This window comes from Pseudomonas sp. SAS7 (assembly GCF_052112345.1).
Classification (GTDB): domain Bacteria; phylum Pseudomonadota; class Gammaproteobacteria; order Pseudomonadales; family Pseudomonadaceae; genus Aquipseudomonas; species Aquipseudomonas putida_Q.
Map to the genome: position 1 here is coordinate 113,429 of NZ_JBEGGO010000005.1, position 24,063 is coordinate 137,491.

Annotated in this window: 17 protein-coding genes; 8 read left to right on the plus strand and 9 right to left on the minus strand. The window is 62.9% G+C overall.

Annotated features, from left to right (window positions below):
• Positions 1–29 precede the first annotated feature (29 nt).
• Positions 30–2,963: a bifunctional [glutamate--ammonia ligase]-adenylyl-L-tyrosine phosphorylase/[glutamate--ammonia-ligase] adenylyltransferase gene (gene glnE, locus ABI582_RS10230; RefSeq protein WP_442119113.1), complete on the minus strand. Its 2,934-nt coding sequence runs from the start codon at positions 2,961–2,963 to the stop codon at positions 30–32.
• A 383-nt stretch (positions 2,964–3,346) separates the two neighbouring features.
• On the opposite strand from glnE, the gene aceE reads away from it, so the two are divergent.
• From aceE to ABI582_RS10255, 5 genes are all read left to right on the plus strand, one after another.
• On the plus strand, positions 3,347–5,992 hold the full coding sequence (gene aceE / locus ABI582_RS10235; RefSeq protein ID WP_016497645.1) for a pyruvate dehydrogenase (acetyl-transferring), homodimeric type: 2,646 nt from the start codon (positions 3,347–3,349) through the stop codon (positions 5,990–5,992).
• A 13-nt stretch (positions 5,993–6,005) separates the two neighbouring features.
• A complete protein-coding gene (gene aceF, locus ABI582_RS10240; RefSeq protein WP_442119114.1) occupies positions 6,006–7,649 on the plus strand; it encodes a dihydrolipoyllysine-residue acetyltransferase in 1,644 nt (547 codons plus the stop codon).
• A gap of 314 nt (positions 7,650–7,963) precedes the next feature.
• Positions 7,964–10,651 (plus strand): putative bifunctional diguanylate cyclase/phosphodiesterase, encoded by a 2,688-nt coding sequence (locus tag ABI582_RS10245; RefSeq protein WP_442119115.1) that lies wholly within the window; start codon positions 7,964–7,966, stop codon positions 10,649–10,651.
• Between the two features lie 168 nt (positions 10,652–10,819).
• Positions 10,820–11,488 carry a peptide-methionine (S)-S-oxide reductase MsrA gene (gene msrA / locus ABI582_RS10250; protein ID WP_338745842.1) on the plus strand — a complete coding sequence of 223 codons (669 nt, stop codon included), beginning with the start codon at positions 10,820–10,822 and terminating at the stop codon, positions 11,486–11,488.
• A 3-nt stretch (positions 11,489–11,491) separates the two neighbouring features.
• Complete coding sequence (locus tag ABI582_RS10255) at positions 11,492–12,115, plus strand: glutathione S-transferase (RefSeq protein ID WP_041167498.1); 624 nt, start codon at positions 11,492–11,494, stop codon at positions 12,113–12,115.
• Positions 12,116–12,263: 148 nt separating this feature from the next.
• Here ABI582_RS10255 and creD read toward each other — a convergent pair whose 3' ends face one another.
• The 4 genes from creD to rloA2 form a co-directional block, all read right to left on the minus strand.
• The gene (creD, locus tag ABI582_RS10260; RefSeq protein ID WP_442119116.1) at positions 12,264–13,592 is read right to left on the minus strand and encodes a cell envelope integrity protein CreD; all 1,329 of its coding nucleotides are present in this window, start codon (positions 13,590–13,592) and stop codon (positions 12,264–12,266) included.
• Between the two features lie 107 nt (positions 13,593–13,699).
• Positions 13,700–15,136, minus strand: coding sequence for a two-component system sensor histidine kinase CreC (creC, locus tag ABI582_RS10265; protein WP_060518016.1), 1,437 nt, complete (start codon positions 15,134–15,136; stop codon positions 13,700–13,702).
• Positions 15,136–15,816, minus strand: a complete 681-nt coding sequence (gene creB / locus ABI582_RS10270) for a two-component system response regulator CreB (protein ID WP_442119117.1) — start codon at positions 15,814–15,816, stop codon at positions 15,136–15,138. Before creB ends, creC begins: the two co-directional genes overlap by 1 nt.
• Positions 15,817–16,043: 227 nt before the next feature.
• Positions 16,044–16,544, minus strand: a complete 501-nt coding sequence (rloA2, locus tag ABI582_RS10275; protein WP_019470186.1) for a retropepsin-like aspartic peptidase RloA2 — start codon at positions 16,542–16,544, stop codon at positions 16,044–16,046.
• 182 nt (positions 16,545–16,726) lie between these two features.
• Between rloA2 and ABI582_RS10280 the strand changes: the two genes are divergently transcribed.
• Together ABI582_RS10280 and ABI582_RS10285 are read left to right on the plus strand one after the other, a co-directional pair.
• Positions 16,727–17,614, plus strand: coding sequence for an acyltransferase (locus ABI582_RS10280; protein WP_442119118.1), 888 nt, complete (start codon positions 16,727–16,729; stop codon positions 17,612–17,614).
• Between the two features lie 243 nt (positions 17,615–17,857).
• A complete protein-coding gene (locus ABI582_RS10285) occupies positions 17,858–19,207 on the plus strand; it encodes an APC family permease (RefSeq protein ID WP_442119119.1) in 1,350 nt (449 codons plus the stop codon).
• Positions 19,208–19,316: 109 nt separating this feature from the next.
• On the opposite strand, the gene ABI582_RS10290 is transcribed toward ABI582_RS10285, so the two are convergent.
• On the minus strand, positions 19,317–19,898 hold the full coding sequence (locus ABI582_RS10290) for a DUF2780 domain-containing protein (RefSeq protein ID WP_442119120.1): 582 nt from the start codon (positions 19,896–19,898) through the stop codon (positions 19,317–19,319).
• A gap of 194 nt (positions 19,899–20,092) precedes the next feature.
• On the opposite strand from ABI582_RS10290, the gene ABI582_RS10295 reads away from it, so the two are divergent.
• Complete coding sequence (locus ABI582_RS10295; protein WP_442119121.1) at positions 20,093–20,848, plus strand: RHS repeat-associated core domain-containing protein; 756 nt, start codon at positions 20,093–20,095, stop codon at positions 20,846–20,848.
• 189 nt (positions 20,849–21,037) lie between these two features.
• Here the strand turns inward: ABI582_RS10295 and fdhA are convergent, their stop codons facing one another.
• From fdhA to ABI582_RS10310, 3 genes are all read right to left on the minus strand, one after another.
• Positions 21,038–22,237 carry a formaldehyde dehydrogenase, glutathione-independent gene (gene fdhA, locus ABI582_RS10300; protein WP_442119122.1) on the minus strand — a complete coding sequence of 400 codons (1,200 nt, stop codon included), beginning with the start codon at positions 22,235–22,237 and terminating at the stop codon, positions 21,038–21,040.
• Positions 22,238–22,426: 189 nt separating this feature from the next.
• Complete coding sequence (purU, locus tag ABI582_RS10305; protein WP_016484540.1) at positions 22,427–23,284, minus strand: formyltetrahydrofolate deformylase; 858 nt, start codon at positions 23,282–23,284, stop codon at positions 22,427–22,429.
• A 12-nt stretch (positions 23,285–23,296) separates the two neighbouring features.
• Complete coding sequence (locus tag ABI582_RS10310) at positions 23,297–23,929, minus strand: sarcosine oxidase subunit gamma (RefSeq protein ID WP_012270121.1); 633 nt, start codon at positions 23,927–23,929, stop codon at positions 23,297–23,299.
• Positions 23,930–24,063: the final 134 nt, after the last annotated feature.

The following is a 24,063-nucleotide window of genomic DNA, read 5'->3' on the forward strand; positions in this document are numbered from 1 at the left end:
GAATGGGCCGCAAAGCGGCCCCAGCAATCTCAAGTCAACCCCAGTTCACCCCAGATCCGCCGCACTTCACGGCGTTCATCGGCAAACTGCGTCGCATCGATCACCCCGGCCTGTTTCTGCAGGGCCTGGCGGTGCGAGGCCGAGCGGAACGCCTTGTACACTTCACGCAACAGCACCGCGTCACTGGCCGGCATCAGGTTCGCCTGCTCCAGCTCTTCCAGAATGCGGATGTTATCGGTCCATCGCAGTATGGCCGGATGGTCGTGGGACCAGGCCAAAGCGGCGTATTGCACCATAAATTCGATATCGACGATACCGCCGGCATCCTGCTTGATATCAAACGGCACGCCGGCCTCGAAGGCGTTGGCCGCAGTCCCGGCAGCCGTGGCCTTGGTACCGAGGTTGCCGCGCATCTTGGCGCGCATTTCACTCACTTCGGTGCGCAGTTTCTCCAGGTCGCGTGCCTGGCCCAGCACCTTGGCGCGCACGCCTTCGAACGCCGCGCCCACCTGCTTGCAACCCACCAGCACGCGGGCCCGCACCAGCGCCTGGTGCTCCCAGGTCCAGGCTTCGTTCTGCTGGTAGCGCTCGAATGCGCCCAGCGAACTGACCAGCAGGCCGGAAGCACCGGACGGGCGCAGGCGCATGTCCACGTCATACAGCTGGCCGGAGTTGGTCTGGGTGGTCAGCAGGTGAATGATGCGTTGGCCCAGGCGGGTGAAGAATTGCGCACTGTCGATAGGCTTGGTGCCGTCGGTTTCCGCCTGCGGGTCGCCGTCGTGGATGAACACCAGGTCCAGGTCCGAGCCATGGCCCAGTTCCAGGCCGCCGACCTTGCCGTAACCAATGATGATGAACCCTGGGTCGCACAGGCTGCCGTCGCTGCGCTTGGGCTGGCCGTGGCGGGCCACGGTCTGGCGCCAGGCCAGGGCAAGCACCTGGTCGAGGATGGCTTCGGCCAGCCAGGTCAGGTAGTCGCTGACTTTCATCAGCGGCAGGTTGCCGCTGATTTCCGAAGCCGCCACGCGCAGGCTGTGCGCCAGCTTGAAGTGGCGCAGCGCTTCCATCTGCTGCTCCAGGTCGTCCTCGGGAATGCGCGTCAGGCGTTCGCGTAACTCGCTGGCCAGCTCTGGCGCCAGGGGCGGGCTGAACAAGCGGCCTTCATTGAGCAGTTCGTCGAGCAACAGCGGGTAGAGCGCAATTTGCTCGGCAATCCACGGGCTGGCGGCGCACAACGTCAGCAGGCGGCGCAAGGCGCCCGGGTTTTCGGTCAGCAGTACCAGATAGGCAGAACGCCGCGCCACGGCCTCGACCAGCGGCAACACACGCTCAAGCACCAGGTCAGGGTTGTCATGTTCCACCGCCTGGGCCAGCAGCCGTGGGATGAAGGCATCCAGGCGCTCACGGCCGATACGCTGCATCGAGCGCAGCTGTGGGCTGGAGCGCAACCCGGCCAGGCGCCGCAAGGCTTCGACGGGCTGCTTGAAACCGGCCTCTTCCAGCTGCCGGCCAGCGGCTTCCTCGTCCTGTGCCTGCTCCCACAGCGGCGACCATTCGCCGCCCACCACCAGTTCGCCCTCACCGTCTTCGTCATCCGGGTCGGCGATCACCTGGCGGAAGTGCCAGTCAATACGGCCACGCCAGTACATCAGCTGGTCGTGGAAGCTCTGCCAGTCGGCAAAACCGAGCATGTAGGCCACCCGCGCCTGGTCGGTCTCACCTTCCGGCAGCATTTGCGTCTGGCGGTCGGCGATGGCCTGGATGGCGTGCTCGGTGTAACGCAGAAACTCATACCCCTCGCGCAGCTCGGCGACCACTGCCGGCGGCAGGTAACCCTGGCCCTCGAGGGTGGCCAGCACCTTGAGCAATGGCCGCTGCTGCAGGCTGAGGTCGCGCCCGCCATGGATCAGCTGGAAGGCCTGGGCGATGAACTCCACCTCGCGGATGCCACCGGCACCCAGCTTGATGTTGTCGGCCATGCCCTTGCGCCGCACTTCCTGCTGGATCAGCTGCTTCATGGTGCGCAGCGCTTCGATCGCGGAAAAGTCCAGGTAACGGCGGTACACGAACGGCCGCAGCACCTCCTGCAACTGCGCCCCGGCCGCCTGGTCGCCCGCCACCACCCGCGCCTTGATCATCGCGTAGCGTTCCCAGTCGCGGCCCTGGTCCTGGTAATACTGCTCCAGGGCATTGAAGCTGAGCACCAGTGCGCCGGCCGAGCCATAGGGGCGCAGGCGCATGTCGACGCGGAACACGAAGCCGTCGACGGTCACCGGGTCCAGCGCCTTGATCAGCCGCTGGCCAAGGCGGGTGAAGAACTCCTGGTTTTCCAGCGAGCGCTTCACCCCTTCGGTTTCGCCACCTTCAGGGAAGCCGAAGATCAGGTCGATGTCCGACGACAGGTTCAGCTCCACCGCCCCCAGCTTGCCCATGCCCAGCACCACCATGTGCTGCGGCTGGCCGCTGCGGTTGCCGATGGGCGTGCCGAACTGCTGGCAATGGCGCGGATACAGCCACTGGTAGGCTTCGTCGATGGCGGCATCGGCAAGGTCCGACAGGTCGCGGCAGGTTTCGCCAAGCTCTGCCTGGCGGGTGATGTCGCGCCAGATGATGCGCAGCTGCTGGCGGTTGCGCGCGCGGCGCAGGTTACGTGCAAGCTCGTCGTCGCTCTGCGCAGCCTGGGCGGCCGCAGCGATTTGCCCACGCAGCTCACCCGGCGCATAACGCCGCTCCAGCTCGCCACTGGCCAGCAGCTCGAACAGCATGGCCGGCTCGCGCTGGGCCAGGCCCAGAACAAAGTCGCTGGCGGCGGCAACCTGGTCGAATTGTTGCCGGTGCACCGGGCTCCAGGCATTCAGGTCAAGGTCTGGGTGCGCGGCCACTGCATCGTTGAGGAATTGCTGGTTGCGAGCGACCAATGGCTGGAGGGTGGCGGGCAGATCGGACGGCAAAGGCAGGCGCATGGTCTATCCTTGATCGGCGTGAAATAGAAGGGAAAAAGCGGCCAAGGGGAAGCCGGACCACGGTTGGACTGTCGTACAAAAGTTGGAAATAGCTGAAAAAAACGAAAACTTGGCAACAAACATCAAGAAGTACCCGTTCGCGTCACAATGCCAACCACCATGAACGTTTTTCCTCACAAGCCAAGGTGCGACCAAACGTCGCAGAAATGTAGTTTTACTACTACCCATGTCGTGCAAAAGCATGAAATGCGCAAGCAAATGTAGTAAAACTACACGGCGCCGGATGACACCCCGGTAATCCAAGAATTCACGACGTCTGCCCATAAGGCCAGTCGCAATCTCAGGCAATCGATTCTGGTTGCCTTTCCGCCCTGGAGCAAGCCATGCAAGACCTCGATCCAATCGAAACCCAGGAATGGCTGGATGCCCTGGAGTCGGTCCTCGACAAAGAAGGCGAAGACCGCGCTCATTACCTGATGACCCGTATGGGCGAGCTGGCCACCCGCAGTGGCTCCCAGCTGCCGTATGCGATCACCACGCCATACCGCAACACCATCCCTGTCACCCACGAAGCACGCATGCCTGGCGACCTGTTCATGGAACGCCGCATTCGCTCGATGGTGCGTTGGAACGCCTTGGCCATGGTCATGCGCACCAACCTGAAAGACTCGGACCTGGGCGGACACATCTCCAGCTTCGCCTCCAGCGCCACCCTGTACGACATCGGCTTCAACTACTTCTTCCAGGCCCCGACCGAAGAACACGGCGGCGACCTGATCTTCTTCCAGGGCCACGCTTCGCCAGGCGTCTACGCCCGCGCCTTCATGGAAGGCCGCATCAACGAAGACCAGATGAACAACTTCCGTCAGGAAGTGGACGGCAACGGCCTGTCTTCGTACCCGCACCCATGGCTGATGCCTGACTTCTGGCAGTTCCCGACCGTATCGATGGGTCTGGGCCCGATCCAGGCCATCTACCAGGCGCGCTTCATGAAGTACCTGGAAGCCCGTGGCTTCATCCCGGCAGGCAAGCAGAAGGTCTGGTGCTTCATGGGCGACGGCGAGTGCGACGAGCCGGAATCCCTGGGCGCAATCGCCCTGGCCGGCCGCGAAAAGCTGGACAACCTGATCTTCGTCATCAACTGCAACCTGCAGCGCCTCGACGGCCCGGTTCGTGGCAACGGCAAGATCATCCAGGAACTCGAAGGCGTGTTCCGTGGCGGTGGCTGGAACGTCAACAAAGTGGTCTGGGGCCGTTTCTGGGACCCACTGCTGGCCAAGGACACCAACGGTGCCCTGCAGCGCCGCATGGACGAAGTCATCGACGGCGAGTACCAGAACTACAAAGCCAAAGACGGCGCGTACGTTCGTGAAAACTTCTTCAACACGCCAGAACTCAAGGCCATGGTCGAAGACCTGTCCGACGACGAGATCTGGAAGCTCAACCGTGGCGGCCACGACCCGTACAAGGTCTACGCGGCGTACCACCAGGCTGTGAACCACAAAGAGCAGCCGACCGTCATCCTGGCCAAGACCATCAAGGGTTATGGCACCGGTGCTGGCGAAGCCAAGAACACCGCGCACAACACCAAGAAGGTCGACGTCGACAGCCTGCGTCACTTCCGTGACCGCTTCGACATCCCGGTCAAGGATGCCGACCTGGAGAACCTGCCGTTCTTCAAGCCGGAAGAAGGTTCTGCCGAAGCCAAGTACCTGGCCGAGCGTCGCGCTGCCCTGGGCGGCTTCGTACCACAGCGCCGTGCCAAGAGCTTCAGCGTACCGACCCCATCCCTGGAAACGCTGAAAGCGATCCTGGACGGTTCGGGCGACCGCGAAATCTCCACCACCATGGCCTTCGTGCGTATTCTGGCGCAGCTGGTCAAGGACAAGGAAATCGGCCAGCGCATCGTGCCGATCATCCCGGACGAAGCCCGTACCTTCGGTATGGAAGGCATGTTCCGCCAGCTGGGTATCTACTCGTCGGTCGGCCAGCTCTACGAGCCAGTCGATAAAGACCAGGTGATGTTCTACCGCGAAGACAAGAAGGGCCAGATTCTCGAGGAAGGCATCAACGAAGCCGGCGCCATGTCGTCGTTCATCGCTGCCGGTACCTCGTACAGCTGCCACAACCAGCCGATGCTGCCGTTCTACATCTTCTACTCGATGTTCGGCTTCCAGCGCATTGGCGACCTGGCCTGGGCCGCTGGCGACAGCCGCACCCGTGGCTTCCTGATCGGCGGTACCGCCGGCCGTACCACCCTGAACGGTGAAGGCCTGCAGCACGAAGACGGTCACAGCCACATGATGGCGGGTACCATCCCGAACTGCCGCACCTACGATCCAACCTACGGCTACGAGCTGGCGGTGATCATCCAGGACGGCATGAAGAAGATGACCGAAGAGCAACAGGACATCTTCTACTACATCACCGTGATGAACGAATCCTACCAGCAGCCAGCCATGCCGGCCGGTGTCGAGGAAGGCATCATCAAGGGTATGTATCTGCTGGAAGAAGACACCCGCGAAGCTGCGCACCACGTACAGCTGATGGGCTCCGGCACCATCCTGCGCGAAGTCCGCGAAGCGGCGAAGATCCTGCGTGAAGAGTTCAACGTCGGTGCCGACGTGTGGAGCGTCACCAGCTTCAACGAACTGCGTCGCGACGGCCTGGCCGTAGAGCGCGCCAACCGCCTGAAGCCTGGCCAGAAGCCACAGCAGACTTACGTCGAAGAATGCCTGGCCGGCCGCAAGGGCCCGGTCATCGCCTCTACCGACTACATGAAGCTGTTCGCCGAGCAGATTCGCCAGTGGGTGCCGAGCAAAGAGTTCAAAGTCCTGGGTACCGACGGTTACGGTCGCAGCGACAGCCGCAAGAAGCTGCGTCACTTCTTTGAAGTCGACCGCCACTTCGTGGTACTGGCTGCCCTGGAAGCCCTGGCTGACCGTGGCGAGATCGAACCCAAGGTTGTGGCTGACGCCATCGTCAAGTTCGGCATCGACCCGGACAAGCGCAACCCACTGGACTGCTGAGGAGTATTTTTAAGTGAGCGAACTCATTCGCGTACCTGACATCGGCAGCGGTGAAGGTGAAATCATCGAGCTGTTCGTCAAGGTCGGTGACCGTATCGAGGCTGACCAGAGCCTGCTGACCCTGGAGTCCGACAAGGCCTCCATGGAGATCCCGGCCCCCAAGGCCGGTATCGTCAAAGAACTCAAGGTCAAGCTGGGCGACCGCCTGAAAGAAGGCGACGAGCTGCTGGTCCTGGAAGCCGAGGGCGCTGCGGCGTCCGAGGCTCCGGCCGCGGCCCCTGCACCTGCCGCTGCTCCGGCTGCCGCTGAAAAGCCGGCTGCCGAAGCTGCCCCTGCGCCAGCCGCAGCCCCGGCTGCTGCCAGCGTGCAGGACATCCACGTGCCGGACATCGGCTCATCGGGCAAGGCCAAGATCATCGAAGTGCTGGTCAAGGTCGGCGACACCGTCGAAGCCGACCAGTCGCTGATTACCCTGGAGTCCGACAAGGCCTCCATGGAAATCCCGTCGCCGGCTGCCGGCGTGGTCGAAGAAGTACTGTGCAAGCTGGAAGACGAAGTCGGCACTGGCGACCTGATCTTCAAGCTGAAAGTCGCGGGCGCTGCCCCGGCTGCTGCCCCGGCACCTGCTGCTGCACCGGCGCCAGCCAAGGCTGAGGCTGCTCCGGCCGCCGCGCCTGCCGCTGCTGCCCCTGCTGCTGCCCCTGCACCGGCTGCTACCGCACCGGCTGCTGGCAACAATGCCAAAGTTCACGCAGGCCCGGCTGTTCGTCAGCTGGCCCGTGAATTTGGTGTCGAGCTGGGCGCAGTGGCTGCCACCGGCCCGCACGGCCGTATCCTGAAGGAAGACGTGCAGGTTTACGTCAAGGCGATGATGCAAAAGGCCAAGGAAGCCCCGGCAGCCGCCGGTGCAACCGGTGGCGCTGGCATCCCGCCGATCCCGGTAGTGGACTTCAGCAAGTTCGGTGAAGTGGAAGAAGTGGCCCTGACCCGCCTGATGCAGGTCGGTGCCGCCAACCTGCACCGCAGCTGGCTGAACGTGCCGCACGTTACCCAGTTCGACTCCGCCGACATCACCGAGCTGGAAGCCTTCCGCGTTGCGCAGAAGGCCGTGGCCGAGAAAGCCGGCGTGAAGCTGACCGTGCTGCCACTGCTGCTCAAGGCCTGCGCCTTCCTGCTCAAGGAACTGCCGGACTTCAACAGCTCGCTGGCAGCAAGCGGCAAAGCCATCATCCGCAAGAAGTACGTGCACATCGGCTTCGCCGTGGACACCCCGGACGGCCTGCTGGTCCCTGTGATCAAGAACGTCGACCAGAAGAGCCTGCTGCAACTGGCTGCCGAAGCCGCTGCACTGGCCGAGAAGGCGCGTACCAAAAAGCTGTCGGCCGACGACATGCAAGGTGCCTGCTTCACCATCTCCAGCCTCGGCCACATTGGCGGCACCGGCTTCACGCCGATCGTCAACGCGCCTGAGGTGGCTATCCTGGGCGTCTCCAAGGCGACCATGCAGCCAGTGTGGGATGGCAAGGCCTTCCAGCCGAAGCTGATGCTGCCGCTGTCGCTGTCCTACGATCACCGTGTGATCAACGGCGCTGCCGCCGCGCGCTTCACCAAGCGCCTGGGCGACGTGCTGGGCGATATCCGCACCATGCTGCTGTAAGGCAGCCCGCTGCCCCTCCCTGGAGGGGCAGTACCCTTTTCGAGCTGCCACGCTCGTACCTCAACCCCGCCAATTGGCGGGGCTTTTTTTGTCCGCCGATAGGGTTTTGCCGCCTGGGAGATCGAGCGCCGCCCGCGCGGCGCTCGATCTCCCAGGCGCCAAAATTCTCGAGGCGAACTAACATTTCCGGCCCAACAGCCGATAACCTGTCCACAGCATCAAGCATGGCCGCTTGCCAGCCCTCGGGACATGATGCAACCTTGCCGAATCCGCCGCCGCTACAAGGCCGCGCTCCCTGTTCAAGCGAGTCTTCGATGAAAAGCCAACCCGATGCCGCCAGCCGTGTGGCGGCCGAGGTCGTCACGCCGTTACCCGTGCCCTCGCGGCTCGGTATGCTGCGTTTCGAAAGGCTCAACGAAGCGACCTGGGCCATGCTCTACCTTGACCCGGCCTGCGAGCGCCAGTTCGGCCTGCACGCCGCCGACCTGTGTGCCCTGGTGGACGCGCCCTACGCCAGCCTGATGGAGCCCGAGGCCCGCTACCGGCTGCACGACGAAATCCAGCTGCAACTGGCCCAGCGCGGCTACTACCGCGTGCGCTACTCCCTGCACACGCCAACCACCTCGCTGCGCCTGCTGGAAACCGGTGAAGCCTACAAGCAGCACAACCGCCAGCTGTTGCGCGGTTACCTGAGCGTGCTCGACGACCAGCCCGACGACGCAGGCGAGAGTGCCAGCGACCTGGAGTCGCGCAACAACCGCCTGCAACTGGCCCTGCAACTGAACCAGCGTGCCCAGCAGGAACAACTGGAACACCTGGAGCGGGTACGCGGCCAACAGGACCTGATCCTGCGCCTGGCGCGCCAGCGCTACAGCGCCGAGAACTCCCTGCTGGAAGCCGCCCAGCTGATCACCCAGAGCGCCTGCGAAATTTACAAGGTCGACAGCGCCAGCATCTGGCACCTGGACGACCAGCGCCTGGACCCGATCACCGCGTGGTACCGCGACGCGCAGGAGCATCGCCAGCCCGAAGCCATCGATGCCAGCCGCTTCCCCGACTACCTTGAAGCACTGCACGCCAGCCGCGCCATCGACGCCCACAACGCCGGCCACGACCCGCGCACCCGCGCCCTGACGCAAAGCCTGCGCCCCGAAAACAAGGCCATGCTCGATGCCAGTATCCGCGTCGATGGCCAGGTGGTCGGCGTGTTGTGCCTGGAGCAGAGTGGCCAGCCACGGGCCTGGCAATCGGACGAGATCGCCTTTGCCGGCGAGCTGGCCGACCAGTTCGCCCAGGTCATCACCAACCACAACCGGCGCGCCGCGGCCAGCGCATTGCACTTGTTCCAGCGTGCGGTGGAGCAAAGCGCCAGCGCCTTCTTGCTGGTCAACCGCGATGGCCGGGTGGAGTACGTCAACCCAAGCTTCACCGCCATCACCCAGTACAGCACCGACGAAGTGCAAGGCCGCCACCTGGGCGAGCTGCCTGCACTGGAAAACCTGAGCGAACTGCTGTTCGACTCACCCTCCAGCCTGGCCATGGGCAATAGCTGGCAGGGCGAATTCAAGAGCCGGCGTAAAAACCTGGAGCCCTACTGGGGCCAGTTGTCGATTTCCAAGGTGTACGGCGACAACCGTGAGCTGACCCATTACATCGGCATCTACGAAGACGTCACCCAGACCAAGCTGGCCCAGCAGCGCATCGAGCGCCTGGCCTACACCGACAACCTGACCAACCTGGGCAACCGGCCGGCGTTCATCCGCAGCCTGGACGAGCGCTTCGTCCGCGATGGCGAAAGCGCAATGTGCCTGCTGCTGGTAGACATCGACAACTTCAAGCGCATCAACGACAGCCTCGGCCACCAGACCGGCGACAAGCTGCTGATCAGCCTGGCCCGGCGCCTGCGCAACAGCCTGCACAGCGGTGGCATCCTGGCGCGCTTTGCCAGTAACGAGTTCGCCGTGCTGCTCGATGACACCAGCCTGGAAGATGGCCAGGGCGTTGCGCTGCAGTTGCTGAGCACACTCGACAAGCCGATGTTCGTCGACAACCAGCTGATCAACGTCACCGCCTCGGTAGGCCTGGCTTGTGCACCGCTGCACGGCGTCGACCCCGCCAGCCTGATGAAAAACGCCGGCCTTGCGCTGCACAAGGCCAAGGCCAACGGCAAGCACCAGGTACAGGTGTTTACCGAGGTGCTCAACGCCGAGGCCAGCTACAAGCTGTTCGTCGAGAACAACCTGCGCCGCGCCCTGACCCAGAACGAGCTGGAGGTGTTCTACCAGCCCAAGATCTGCCTGCGCAGCGGCCGCCTGCTGGGGCTGGAGGCATTGCTGCGCTGGAACCACCCCGAGCGCGGCATGATCCGCCCGGACCAGTTCATCAGCGTGGCAGAAGAAACCGGCCTGATCATACCCATCGGCAAGTGGGTGGTACGCCAGTCGTGCCGCATGAGCAAGCAACTGCGCGAGGCCGGGCTGGGCAACCTGCACGTGGCCATCAACCTGTCGCCCAAGCAGTTCTCCGACCCGGACCTGGTGGCGTCGATCAGCAGCATCCTCAACGAAGAAGCCCTGCCCCCGCACTTGCTGGAGCTGGAGCTGACCGAAGGCCTGCTGCTGGAAGCCAGCGAAGACACCCACCGCCAGCTGGACGAACTGAAGGCCCTGGGCCTGACCCTGGCCATGGACGACTTTGGCACCGGTTATTCGTCGCTGAGCTACCTGAAGAAGTTTCCGATCGACATCCTCAAGATCGACCGCAGCTTCATCAACGAAATCCCCGACAACCAGGACGACATGGAAATCACCTCGGCGGTGGTCGCCATGGCCCATAACCTCAAGCTGAAGGTGGTGGCCGAAGGTATCGAGACGCCGGAGCAGCTGGCGTTCCTGCGCCGGCACCGTTGCGACGTGGGCCAGGGCTACCTGTTTGACCGGCCGATTCCGGGGCGCGAGCTGGCCGAACGGCTGAAGCGTTATCCGCGCGGCCCGTTGGCCTGACAGCAGCGTAATCCTCGGGCAATATAGAACCCATTCGGGCCCTTTCGCGGGCGCGCCCGCTCCCACAGGAACACCACAATCGTTGAAACCTGTGCTGTACCTGTGGGAGCGGGCATGCCCGCGAATGCCCCAACACCTATCCCACTGAATAAACACAGAGGAACGGCCATGGTCCTGCGTTCGGAAATCCTGGTGAACAAAAACGTCATGCCAACTGCGGAACAGGCCCTGCCTGGCCGCGAAACGCCAATGAGCCTGCCTGAGTTCCACTACGTGTTCGAAGGCACCCCGCTGCTCGGCCCCTTCTTCGAAGGCGCCATCGACTTCGCCATCTTCGGCCTGGGTTGCTTCTGGGGCGCGGAGCGGCGCTTCTGGCAGCGTGAAGGCGTGGTCAGCACCGTGGTCGGCTACGCCGGCGGTTTCACCCCGCACCCTACCTATGAAGAAGTCTGCTCGGGCCTGACCGGCCACACCGAAGTGGTGCTGGTGGTGTTCGACAAAGACAAGGTCAGCTACCGCGAGCTGCTGGCGATGTTCTGGGAACTGCACAACCCGACCCAGGGCATGCGCCAGGGCAACGACGTCGGCACCCAGTATCGCTCGGCCATCTACTGCACCAGCCCTGAACAGCTGGACCAGGCCAAGGCCAGCCGCGACGCCTTCCAGGCGGAACTGAACAAGGCCGGCTTCGGTGAAATCACCACCGAAATCGACCAGGCACCGACCGTATACTTCGCCGAGGCCTACCACCAGCAATACCTGGCCAAGAACCCGCAAGGCTACTGCGGCATCGGCGGCACCGGCGTATGCCTGCCACCCAGCCTGCAGGGCAACTGAACCATGGCCACGATGACCCTGTTCCACTCGCCATTGTCGCCTTTCGTGCGCAAGGTCATGGTGGTGCTGCACGAGACCGCCCAGCTTGAGCGCGTGACGCTGCAACCGGTCAACATCAGCCCGGTCAGCGGTGACCCGCAGCTCAACCACGACAACCCGATCGGCAAGATCCCGGCCCTGCGTCTGGACGACGGCACCGTGCTGCATGACAGCCGGGTGATCTGCGAATACCTCGACCTGCAACATGTCGGCCTGCCATTGCTGCCCCGCGAGGGCTCGGCGCGCTGGCGGCGCCTGACGCTGGTGTCGCAGGCCGATGCGATCATGGATGCGGCGGTGTCGTCGCGCTATGAGAGCTTCCTGCGGCCAGAAGACAAACGCTGGGACGGCTGGCTGCAGGCGCAAGGCGACAAGATCCGCCGTAGCCTGGCCAACCTGGAGCAGGAGCACCTGCCCGAGCTGGTGTCCGGGTTCGACCTGGCGGCGATTGGCGTGGCCTGTGCCCTGGGGTATCTGGATTTGCGTCAGCCCGAGTTTGGCTGGCGTGAGCGCCAGCCAGGCCTGGCTGCCTGGTATGCCGAAGTGGCCAAGCGGCCGTCGATGGTCGCCACAGCACCGACAGCCTGACAGGGACATTCGCAGCACAAGGCTGCTCCTACAGGGGATGCGACCGCCTGTAGGAGCAGCCTTGTGCTGCGAATTCCTCACTTGGCTGTCACAGGAAACAGCTGCCCAATCCTGAGGGCCAGCCACCGCCCGATTTCTCTGTCCTCCCTCATGCCGACCTCCCCACCCGCGCCCAGTCCAGCCGCCGGGTCAGCACCATGAACCCCCCCAGCAAGCCAAAGCACAGCAGCGAGCCCATCAGCAGCGCATAGTCCTCGGCACTCAGCAGCCCGTACAGCAGCGCATACAGCGCCGCCAACCCCGCCGCAAACCCCACCCCTCGTGCCAGGCTGCGCAACACATGGCTGAGGTAGAAGCCGATCAGCAGCACACACGCCGAAGCCGACAGCCCGTACGCCAGGCCAAAGCCGATGTGCTCGGACAACGACAACAGCAGCAGGTAGAAGAACGCCAGCGCCACACCCACCAGGATGTACTGCACCGGGTGCACACTCAGGTTTTTCAACACTTCGAACAGGAAGAAGCCGGCAAAGGTCAGCGCGATGAACAGCAACGCGTACTTGATCGCCCGCTCGCTCTTCAGGTACTGGTCCACCGGGTCGACAAAGCTCACGCCGAAGCTGCGCTCGCTGAAGTCTTCGCACTGGCCGGCGGTGGCACATTGGCGCAGGGCATCTTCGAGGTTGGTGGCGAAGAACGACGTCTGCCAGTGGGCGCTGAAGCCTTGCGCATCGATGTCGCGGCGGTTGGGCAGATAGCTGCCGACGAAGCTCGGGTGCGGCCAGTTGGCACGCATGTCCACGCTGCTGGTGCGGCCCACCGGCACGATGTGCAACTGGCCGGTGCCTTGCAAAGCAAGGTCAAAGCCGTAGCTGAATTCCCGTGCCTGCATACCGTCCAGCCCCGGCAGGCTGGCATGCACGCCACCGCGCATCCAGTCGAGCTGGGTGCCGGCCTCGAACGGCACCTTGTGCTCGTCCATGCTCAGTTCCAGGCCATTCTCGATGCCGCGGATATCGCTGATGCCCACCACCAGGAAGGGTTTGTCGAAGCGGTAGTCGTCGAAGTCCTTGTCGATGCCCCAACGCTCCGGGAGCTTGAAGCGGCCGCTGATACGCCCCTTGGCGTGGAACAGCCGGGCCTGATAGATGCCGCGGGCACGCAGTTCGGTGTCCACGCCCAGGTCGGCGGCGAAGGTTTCCGGCAGGAAGTACAAGTGGCCGGCAATGGTGCTGGTTTCCTGGGTGCGCTCGCCGTCCTTTTCGATCCAGCGGCGCTGGTACTTGCGGTACGGCACCACCAGCAACGGGCCGCTGAGCTGTTGGTCGAAGCTGGCACTTTGGGCAATGTCGCGCAGCACGTTGTCGCGCAGAGCCTGGCGTTCATCGATCAGGCCGTTGATCAGCAGCAGCGGAATGAGCAGCAGCAATATGAGTACGGCGATCATGCCGAGTTTGTAACCGAGGGTCTTGGTCATGGGGCCTCCTGTGGCAGTGGGCGCAGTGTCTGCGCCTTGCGTGGAGGCCTTGGGGAGACTGTGTGGAGATTGTGTGTTTTTGGGGCTGCTTTGCAGCCCCGGCTATTTCAGCTGATACGCCGCACCGGCAGCCACAACCGCACCCGCACACCGCCATCGACGTTATCCACCGCCAGCGCCCCGCCATGCAGCTGCATCACCTCGGCCACAAAATTAAGCCCCAGCCCGGTGCTCTTGCGCCCGCTTCCCGGCCGCGGCAGCGAGTAGAAGCGCTCGCTGACCCGCCCGATGGCATACGCCGGTATCGCCTGCCCCTGGTTGAACAGGCTCAATGCCACCCGCTCGCCATCGCGCTCCAGGTCAAACAGCAGTGCGCCACCTGCGGGGGTGAAATCCAGGGCGTTATCCAGCAGGTTGGCCAGCGCCTGGCGCATCAGGAACGGATCACACAGCAAACGCAAACCCGCCGGCACCCGCTGCCGCACGTGCAAACCGGCGCCTTCGATCCGCGCCCCATGAGCCAACAGCAACTCGTCCACCAGCGCCGCCAGCGCCACCTGCTGTTCATCCTCCAGGGCCTGCATCTGCTCGACCCTGGCCAGGTTGAGCAGGCGCTCGACCATCTGCTGCAAGCGCTCGCTCTCGCGCTCGATATTGCCGGCGAAACGCGCGCGCTGGTCGGCGGGCATGCCCTCGTCCTGCAGCAGCTCGCAAGCCCCACGAATGGCCGCCAGCGGGCTTTTCAGTTCGTGCGTCAGGGTATGCACATAGCGCTCGACATAAGCCTTGCCCTCCAGCTGGGTGCGCATGCGTTCCACCGCCTGGGCCAGGTGCGCCAGCTCGCCGCCCTTGTAGTGCGGCAACGCAGCCCGCTCACCCTCACTGACCGCCTGGGCATAACGCGCCAGCCGGCGCAGCGAGCGCGCCAGCCACCACGAAAGCGCCGCGCCAATCAGCAAGCCCAGGCCGATCAGCCCCAGGCCCAGCGTGAGCAGGCGCCGCTCGGAACGGTCGATGTACGGCTGCAGCGAGCTGTTGGGTTTGGCCACGGTGACCACGCCGATGATCTTGCCGTCGTCGATGATCGGTGCGCCAACGTGCATCACCGAGGTGCTTTCATCATTGGGGTCGCTGCGGGTGGAGCGGGCGCCGTACTGGCCGCGCAGGGTCAGCAGCACGTCATTCCACTGCGAGTAATCCTTGCCCAACGCCTCACCGCTGGAGTCCAGCAGCACGATGCCCTTGGCGTCAGTCACATAGATGCGGTGGCTGACCTGGTTCTTGGCCAGGCCCCAGATCTGCGCACCCGGGCTGCGCGAGCCGTAGGCCTTGAGTACTTGCGGCAGGCGGCTCTGGCTCAAGGTGCCGGCCTTGACGTCATCGCGCAGGATCTCGGCCAGCAGGTTGGCGGTGTCGACCAGTGTTTCTTCGGAAGACTGGCGTACCACCGGGCGGATCTGTTCACGCACCGTGTTGAGCAAAAAGTAGCCCGCCAGGCCGACGAACAGGAAGTACACCAGGAAGATCCGGATGCCCAGGCGCATCAGGCATGGTCCGGGCTGTAGCTGTAGCCGAGGCCGCGGTGGGTCTGGATCGGCTCGGCGTCACCCGCGACCTGGCGCAGCTTGGCGCGCAGGCTTTTGATATGGCTGTCGATGGTGCGCTCGTACCCTGCATCGGAGGCCACCCCCAGGGCATCAAGCAGCTGTTCCCGGCTGAACACCCGCTGCGGCTGCTCCAGCAGCGATTGCAGCAGGCGAAATTCGTGGCGGGTCAGCGTGAGTGGCTGACCGCGATAGGTGATCTGCATGCGCAGGGTGTCGAGCTGGAACAATGCCGCATCGGTAGCCGGGTCGGCCCTGGGGCCCATGCGCTTGAGGATCGCCCGCACCCGCGCAGCCACTTCACGCGGGCTGAAGGGTTTGACCACGTAGTCGTCGGCACCGATTTCCAGGCCCACCACCCGGTCGATTTCACCGTCACGGGCGCTGAGGAACATCACCGGCACCTCGCTGAAACGGCGCAATTGCCGGCAGGTTTCGAACCCACTGATGTCGGGCAAGCCGATGTCGAGGATGATCAGGTCGGCCGGGCGCTGGCGCTGCTGGTCGAGGGCGGCGCTGCCCAGGGTCACCCATTCGGTACTGTGGCCGTCGGCCTGCAGGGCGTAGACCAGGGTGTCGGCGATGGCGGCTTCGTCTTCGACGATGAGGATATGGGGCATGGATGCGCGGCCTGTGCAGATGTCGATGGCGACGCACTATTGTGTAGGAGCGGCCTTGTGTCGCGAAAGGGCCGCAGAGCGGCCCCGGCAATATCTGCTTCAGCGCTGAGATCATGGGGCCGCTTTGCGGCCCATCGCAGGCAAGCCAGCTCCTACAAGTACGGCGACAGCGGCGTTATCCTGTGGGAGCGGGCATGCCCGCGAAGAGGCCAGCGCAGGCAACCTGATCAGCAGTCAGGCTTGCCAGCGGTAAACTTCTTGGCCGGGTTGACTGCGGCCTTGAACTCGCGCAGCGCCTTGGAACCCACCAGCAGCGGGTAGTTGAAGCTGCTGCGGTCCACCAGGTTCACTTCCACGGTGCGCTTCACGTCACCCAGGCAAAGCTCCAGGTCCACCACCGGGCGCTTGGAGATTTCCGGCGCATCGCCCTCTTCCTCCTCATCGGCACGGCCCTTGATCTTGCTGATGCGCGACACCTTGTGCTCGTACACCTTGCCGTCCGAGTCCTTGGTCGCCAGGCGGAAGCGTACCCACTCGTCGCCATCGCGGCTGAACAGCTCGATGTCCTTGGCCGACAGCGACGCGGTGAAGGCACCGGTGTCCATCTTGGCCTTCAGGGTTTCGCCTAGCTCGGGCAAGGCGATGTTCTCGTACCGGCCGTAGATCGTAGGTTCGGCGGCCATTACGGGTAGCGCCAACAGTGACAACATGGCAAACAGAGATTTCACAAGCAGGCTTCCTTGAGAAGGGTCAGTGCTTAGACTGCACTGGCAGGATAGGTTCGCTGTCCCAAGCCTAATCAACATAATGTGAAACATTTGTTGCCGCCGCAGGGCATTGGACATTTGGCGTAGGCCACTGCCCTGCTTATCATTGCCAGCCGTTTATCTCCCACAACAAGAGTCTCTTTATGCGTCGCCTGCTGACCGGCATTCTTACTACCACTCTGCTGCTGCTCAATACGGTGGTGTTGATCTGCCCGCTGCTGGTCTTTGCCCTGCTCAAGCTGGTGTTGCCCGGCCGTGGCCGAGACTATGCCTCGTGGGCAGTGATGTGGGTGGCCGAAACCTGGTCGGAAATCGACAAGGCCATCTTCGCCCTGTGTATTCCTACAAAGTGGGACATCCGCGGCGTAGAGAACCTGCGCAAGGACACCTCCTACCTGGCGGTAAGCAACCACCAGACCTGGGTCGATATCCCGGCGTTGATCGAAAGCCTCAACCGCCGCACGCCGTTCTTCAAGTTCTTCCTGAAAAAGGAACTGATCTGGGTGCCGCTGCTGGGCCTTGCCTGGTGGGGGCTGGATTACCCGTTCATGAAGCGCTACAGCAAGGCGTTTCTGGAAAAGCACCCCGAGCTCAAGGGCAAGGACCTGGAGATCACCAAGGCAGCCTGCGAGCTGTTCAAACGCCAGCCGGTGACCGTGGTGAACTACCTGGAGGGCACCCGCTTTACCGAAGCCAAGCGCCAGGAACAGCAGTCGCCGTATCGCTACCTTCTTAAGCCCAAGGCGGGTGGCGTGGCGTTCGTGCTGGCGGCGCTCGGCGAGCAGCTGGACGCACTGCTGGATGTGACCATTGTGTACCCCGGCAACCAGGCACCGGGGTTCTGGGCGTTGCTCAATGGCAGCATTAGCCGGGTGATTATCGACATTCAAGTGCGAGAGCTGGACCCGGCATTGTGGGCGGGGGATTACGAGAATGATCCTGAGTTCCGGCAGACCGTACAGGCCTGGGTGAACCAGCTGTGGTCGGCCAAGGACCAGCGGATCGAGCAGCTTAAGGCCGAAATGGGCTGATATGTTTATCGTCTGACCTGGCCTCTTCGCGGGTAAACCCGCTCCCACAGGGAGGGCGCCGCACTCTAAGGCAGTGCAGTACCTGTGGGAGCGGGTTTACCCGCGAAGAGGCCAGGACAGGCAAAGCACAATCCCCATTAAAACCCAGGCTAATAATCGACATTAGGATTACTTCTTTGTCACACCCCACCTAAGTGGATAAAAATCGATCAAAGCACAATTACAAAAAGCCTGGATCGATCAATGGCCAACCAACCTAGCTCCGCCCCGCCCCAGCTCCGCCGTGTCCTCGGCTTGCCCGCCCTGGTGTTCTTCGGCCTGGTCTACATGGTCCCGCTGACCATCTTCACCACATACGGCATCGTCACCGAACTCACTGGTGGGCGCACAGCCGGCGCATACCTGGTCACCCTGGTGGCCATGCTGTTCACCGCAGCGTCCTACAGCTTCATGGTCAAACGCTTCCCGGTGGCGGGCTCGGCGTATTCCTACACCAACATGGCCTTCGGCCCCAACATCGGCTTTCTCGCCGGCTGGTCGCTGCTGCTCGACTACCTGTTCCTGCCGATGATCAACTACCTGCTGATCGGCCTGTTCCTCAACATCGCCTTCCCGGCAGTGCCCGCCTGGGCCTTCGTGCTAGCCGGCATCGCCCTGGTGACAGTGCTGAACGTGGTCGGCATCAACTCGGTGGCCAAGACCAGCAACCTGATCGTCGGCGCGCAAATCGTGTTCATCGGCGTGTTTGTCGCGCTGTCCTGCCAAACGCTGGCCGGCCAGCCACTCGACCTGCTGTCGCCGCTGCTGGGTGACGGCAGCAAACCGGGCTTCGGCCACCTGATGGCTGGCGCAGCGGTGCTGTGCCTGTCGTTCCTCGGCTTCGACGCCGTATCGACCCTGGCCGAAGAATGCCGCGACGCACGCCGCGACGTGCCACGGGCGATCATCCTCACCACCCTGTTTGCCGGCTTGCTGTTCACCCTGCTGGCCTATGCCAGCCAACTGGTGCTGCCGGGCAGCAGCTTCGCCAATGCCGATGCAGCGGCCAACGAAGTGATGTTCAAGGCTGGCGGGCAGTTCCTTACCAACTTCTTCACCGCCGCTTATGTTGCAGGCAGCCTGGGTTCGGCGCTGGCCTCGCAGGCGGCGGTGTCGCGCATCCTGTTCACCATGGGCCGCGACAACGTGCTGCCACGCCGTAGCTTCGGCTACCTGTCGCCGCGCTTTGGCACGCCAGTGTTCGCGATCTTGCTGGTGTCGGCGTTCTCGCTGCTGGCGCTGGTGATCGACTTGGCTACCCTCGCCTCGCTGATCAGCTTCGGCGCGCTGGTGGCGTTCTCGGCGGTGAACCTGGCGGTGGTGAAGACACATCTGCTGGATGATGCCAGCCAGCGTAACGCCAAGGGGCTGTTGAGCTATGGCGTGGTGCCGCTGGTGGGCTTGGCGCTGACACTGTGGCTGTGGACCAGCCTGTCAGCGCTGACGCTGGTGATTGGCCTGTGCTGGTTTGCCTTGGGCCTGGCCTACTTGGCGGTACTGACCGCGGGCTTCCGCCGCCCAGTGCGCCTGGTGGACTTCACAGAAGCCGCCTGACCCAATATCCCGAGGCCTGCGCTGTCCCTTGCAGGGGCGGCCTTGTGCCGCTCCTACAGTTACAGCGCAAGTCTTCACAGACTGGGATGCCAGCGCTGCCCTACAGACCTCAGACTGAAGGTTGGGCCAACGGCGCCGGCGTCGTCCACAAACTCCCCAGGTTTTGCAACAGCGAACCAGCAATCCCCTGCTGCCCCAGGTACTGCAGAATCAACGGCGCAAACTGCCCGATCATCCCGGTATCCATCCCCAGCGCCTTGAACGCACTGTCCAGGTCGCTGCGGTTTTCCACGTTGTTGCCCAGTGCGTTGCTCAGGGCCGATTGGCTTTCGCTGTTCTTACCCAGCAAATCGCCCAAGCCACTCAAGCCACCCAGCGCATTTGCCCCGGCCAGCAGGTCTAGCCCCGGGACCGCCTTGGTCAGTTGGCCGTAGTCATCGCTGCTCAGGTTGTTACGGGCTAGCCCCAGCATTGCCCCTGCCCCGCCCACGGCCTGTTCGGGGGTGATCTTCAGTTCACTGCCCAAGGTATTGAGCAGATTCGCCTGGGCCTCGGGTGCCTGGACCTGGGCTTGCTGGCTCTGATTCTGGTTTTGCATCGCCGACACGGCGTTGGCGGCGTCGCTGAGGTTGAAGGCAAACACCGGGCTTGCGGCCAGGGTCATCAGGGTTGCCAGGGTGAATGCTTTCATCGGGAGGAACCTCATGGGCCGGGATGGCCGGGGAAACGAGGCTTTTGACTCGGCGTTCCGGGGTTTGTTCCAGGCCGGTGGTCGAGACTATCAAACGAACCTAGTCAGTGGCACCAACCTGTTATTTCTGCCAGTAGCGGCATGCGCTGGACGTAGGGATACTGCTATCACTAACCTACATCAAGCAGGCCACGATGATGAGGCAACAACCTGACTCTGCCCAAATCCGTCACTTCTCTGCGTACACGCCTTACGGCTATGCCATCAATGCACCCGAACAGGTAAGCCTGCTGGCATTCAATAGCCAGCACCGAGATTCTTTGACAGGCACCTATCTCTTGGGTAATGGTCATCGCTGCTACAACCCCGCCCTGCAGCGATTTCAAGCAGCTGATGTGTTGAGCCCCTTTGACGCAGGCGGTATCAATGCATATGCCTATTGTGGTGGGGACCCGATAAATCGCACGGATCCATCAGGCCGAAGCTGGATGGGTTTTTTTAACAGGATCGCCAACTTATTCCGGCGGACCAGAGGTCGAGATCGAGTCCCTGTAGCTCCAACAGCACCCACCGCCCATGAGCTACACAGGGCTCGACTCGAAGGCAGAATTCCACCATCCATTGAGCAAGCTGAATCTGAGGATCTACTGCTTCCAAACTATCAATACGTTGAAGACAACCTCCCCTCAAAGGTACAGCAGAGCCTTGCACAAATCCGGGAAGAAAGACGAATAATCAATGCCGACTTGAGATACATGAAAATTCGTCGCGCAAACGCTCCTGAGGATACGAAGCGTAAACTAGAGCGTCTCGACCAGAAATCGTTGCGCCTTCGCAGTCGTTCAGCCAACGATCTCACGCAACCGGTCAATTTCCCGCCAAATTATTCAACTGCCATTATTGAAACTGCGCCCCCAGCTCAAATAACTAGGCACATCAGACGTAGCTAGTAATCCGCAGGCAGGTTCACTGCGGAGCGTCCCCAAGAACTTGGTGCAAGAGCTCATAGCGTTGGGGCTGTTTCGCAGCCCTTTCGTGACACAAGGCCGCTCCTACATCGGGCGATGCATACTTTAAAATCGATAATGCGGCCGTAAAAAAGCCCCTCGATTGGAGGGGCTCTTGTTAGCAGAGGCTGATTACGCCGCGCCCCACATCTTGTGCGGGTCGATCACAAACTTCTTCGGCACACCCGCATCAAACTCGCCATACCCTTCCGGCGCCTGATCCAGGTTGATCACCTGCACCCCCACCACTTCAGCAATGTTGATACGGTCCCACATGATCGCCTGCATCAGCTGGCGGTTGTATTTCATGGTCGGGGTCTGGCCGGTGTGGAAGCTGTGCGATTTTGCCCAGCCCAGGCCAAAGCGAATGCTCAGCGCGCCAATCTTGGCGGCGGCATCTACCGCGCCCGGGTCTTCGGTCACGTAGAGGCCCGGGATACCGATGTTGCCGGCAACGCGGGTAACCTGCATCAGCGAGTTCAGCACGGTGGCCGGTGCTTCATGCTTGGCACCTTCGTGGCCATGGCCACGCGCTTCGAAGCCAACGGCGTCGACGGCGCAGTCCACTTCCGGCTCACCGAGAATGTCGATGATCTGCTCGTGCAGCGGGGTGTCCTTGGACAGGTCGACCACTTCGAAGCCCTGGGACTTGGCGTGGGCCAGGCGCGCGGGGTTGAGGTCGCCGACGATGACACAGGCGGCGCCCAGCAGGCGGGCAGAGGCAGCAGCGGCCAGGCCGACCGGGCCGGCGCCAGCTACATAAACGGTGCTGCCTGGACCAACGCCGGCAGTCACGGCACCGTGGTAGCCGGTGGGCAGGATGTCGGACAGGCAGGTCAGGTCACGAATCTTCTCCATGGCCTTGTCGCGGTCCGGCAGTTTCAGCAGGTTGAAGTCGGCGTATGGCACCAGCACGTATTCAGCCTGGCCGCCGGTCCAGTCGCCCATGTCGACGTAGCCGTAAGCACCACCGGCGCGGGCTGGGTTGACGGTGAGGCAGACGCCGGTGTGCATCTCTTTGCAGGAGCGGCAGCGGCCGCAGGCAACGTTGAACGGCACCGACACCAGGTCGCCGATTTTCAGGCGTTCGACGTCACGCCCGATCTCGACGATTTCACCCGTGATTTCGTGGCCCAGAACCAGGCCGACCTGGGCAGTGGTGCGGCCACGGACCATGTGCTGGTCGGAGCCGCAGATGTTGGTGGAGACCACCTTCAGGATGACGCCGTGCTCGATCTTCTTGCCACGCGGGTCCTGCATTTTCGGGTAGTCGATGTGTTGCACTTCGACCTTGCGGGCGCCGAGATATACCACTCCACGATTGCCAGACATGCTCTTACCTCGCTTGATTTTTATTTATGCAGCGGTGGTTGAACGCGCCGCCATCCATGGGCGGCTTGTGTTACTGGAATGCAGGGAATTGTGGGCCTGATGGGGCGAGATGCACTGACTGAAAACGACAGGGGGATACCTTTTTACGGCAGGCCAAAAGCTGGGGCCGCTTTGCGGCCCCAGAATGGTTCAGAGCACGACCGTGCGGTTGGCGTTGAGGAACACCCGCCGCTCGATGTGATACCCCACAGCCCGCGCCAGGGTCAGGCATTCGATATCCCGCCCCTTGGCAATCAGGTCTTCCGGATAGTGGCTGTGGTCCACCACCTCGACCCCTTGGGCAATGATCGGCCCTTCGTCGAGGTCGTTGTTGATGTAGTGCGCCGTGGCACCCACCATCTTCACGCCCTTGTTGTAGGCCTGGTGGTAAGGCTTGGCGCCCTTGAACCCTGGCAACAGCGAGTGGTGAATGTTGATCGCCCAGCCATCCAGGCGCCGGCACAGCTCGGGCGACAGCACCTGCATGTAACGGGCGAGGATAACCAGCTCGGCACCCGTCTCCTCGATCACCTGCAGCACCTTGCGCTCTTGCCCCGCCTTGTCGTTGGGGTCGAGGGCGAAGTGGTAGTAAGGGATCTTGTGCCAGTGCGCCAGGGGTTCGAGGTCGGGGTGGTTGGACACCACCGCAACCACGTCCATGCCCAGCTGGCCGATGCGCTGCCGGTACAGCAGGTCGTTCAGGCAGTGGTCGGCCTTGGACACCATGATCACCACCTTGGGGCGGTGATTGGGTGCGGTCAGCTCGAAGGCCATGCCGAACGCTTCGCTGCGCTCGGCCAGGCCCGCACGGAAGCCCGTTTCATCGAAATCGTCCGGCTGGCGGAATTCGACGCGAATGAAGAAGCGCCCCGACTGCCGGTCATCGAAGGAGTGGTGCTCCGTCACGTAGCAGCGCTGCTCGAAGAGGTAACGCGTCACCACGTCGACGGTGCCGAGCATGCTCGGGCAGTCGGCGGTGAGAATCCAGGTATCCGGTGCCCGACTCATGTTCTGCTCTCCTTAAGCTTCGATGCTCAGGCCGTATTCGGCCGAAGCGTCCTGCAGCCACAGCCACCAGTAGTCGGCGAAGCTGCGGCGAATCACCAGTTCCCAGGTGTCTTCGGCGGTTCGGCGGATCACCAGTTGCGACTTGGCGAACACGGTGCCTACGGCCTTGCCTACCGGGAAGTTGTTCGGGTGAACATCATAGCTGGTGGACTTCATCAGCACTTCGCGCACGTTCGGGCCGCGCAACTCCAGCAGGCTTTGCCCGCCGCTGACGTTGACCACCTGGATGTGCTGGCCATCAAGGGCCGCGCGCAGCTTTTGCTCGACCGCCAGTTCCTGGCCACCGGGCACGATCAGCAGCCACTCGTCGGGGCCGACCCATTGCAGCGACATGTCGTTGTTAGCGACCACGGTCAGGGCCACTGGCAGCTCCAGGCCCAGGGCCTTGTGCACGCCGGCGGCGAATTCCGGGTTGTGGCCATCGCCACGCAGGGTCAGGTGGCCAAGGAATTTGCGTTCACGCAGGGTCACGCCTGCGTTCTTGCGGCCTTTGCCAACCAGGCTGGCCAGGTCGGCGTGGTGCAGTGGCGACTGGGCCTTGGCCTCGGCGCCGGGGTTTTGCTGGAAGACGTTGATAGCGCTCATTTCTTACCTGCCTTGAATTCTGTAGTTCCGAGCAACGCCGAACCTGTGGGAGCGGGTTCACCCGCGAAGAGGCCAGTGAGGCCAACATCGCATTCGCGGATAAACCCGCTCCCAAAGGGTTCGGCGCCACCATC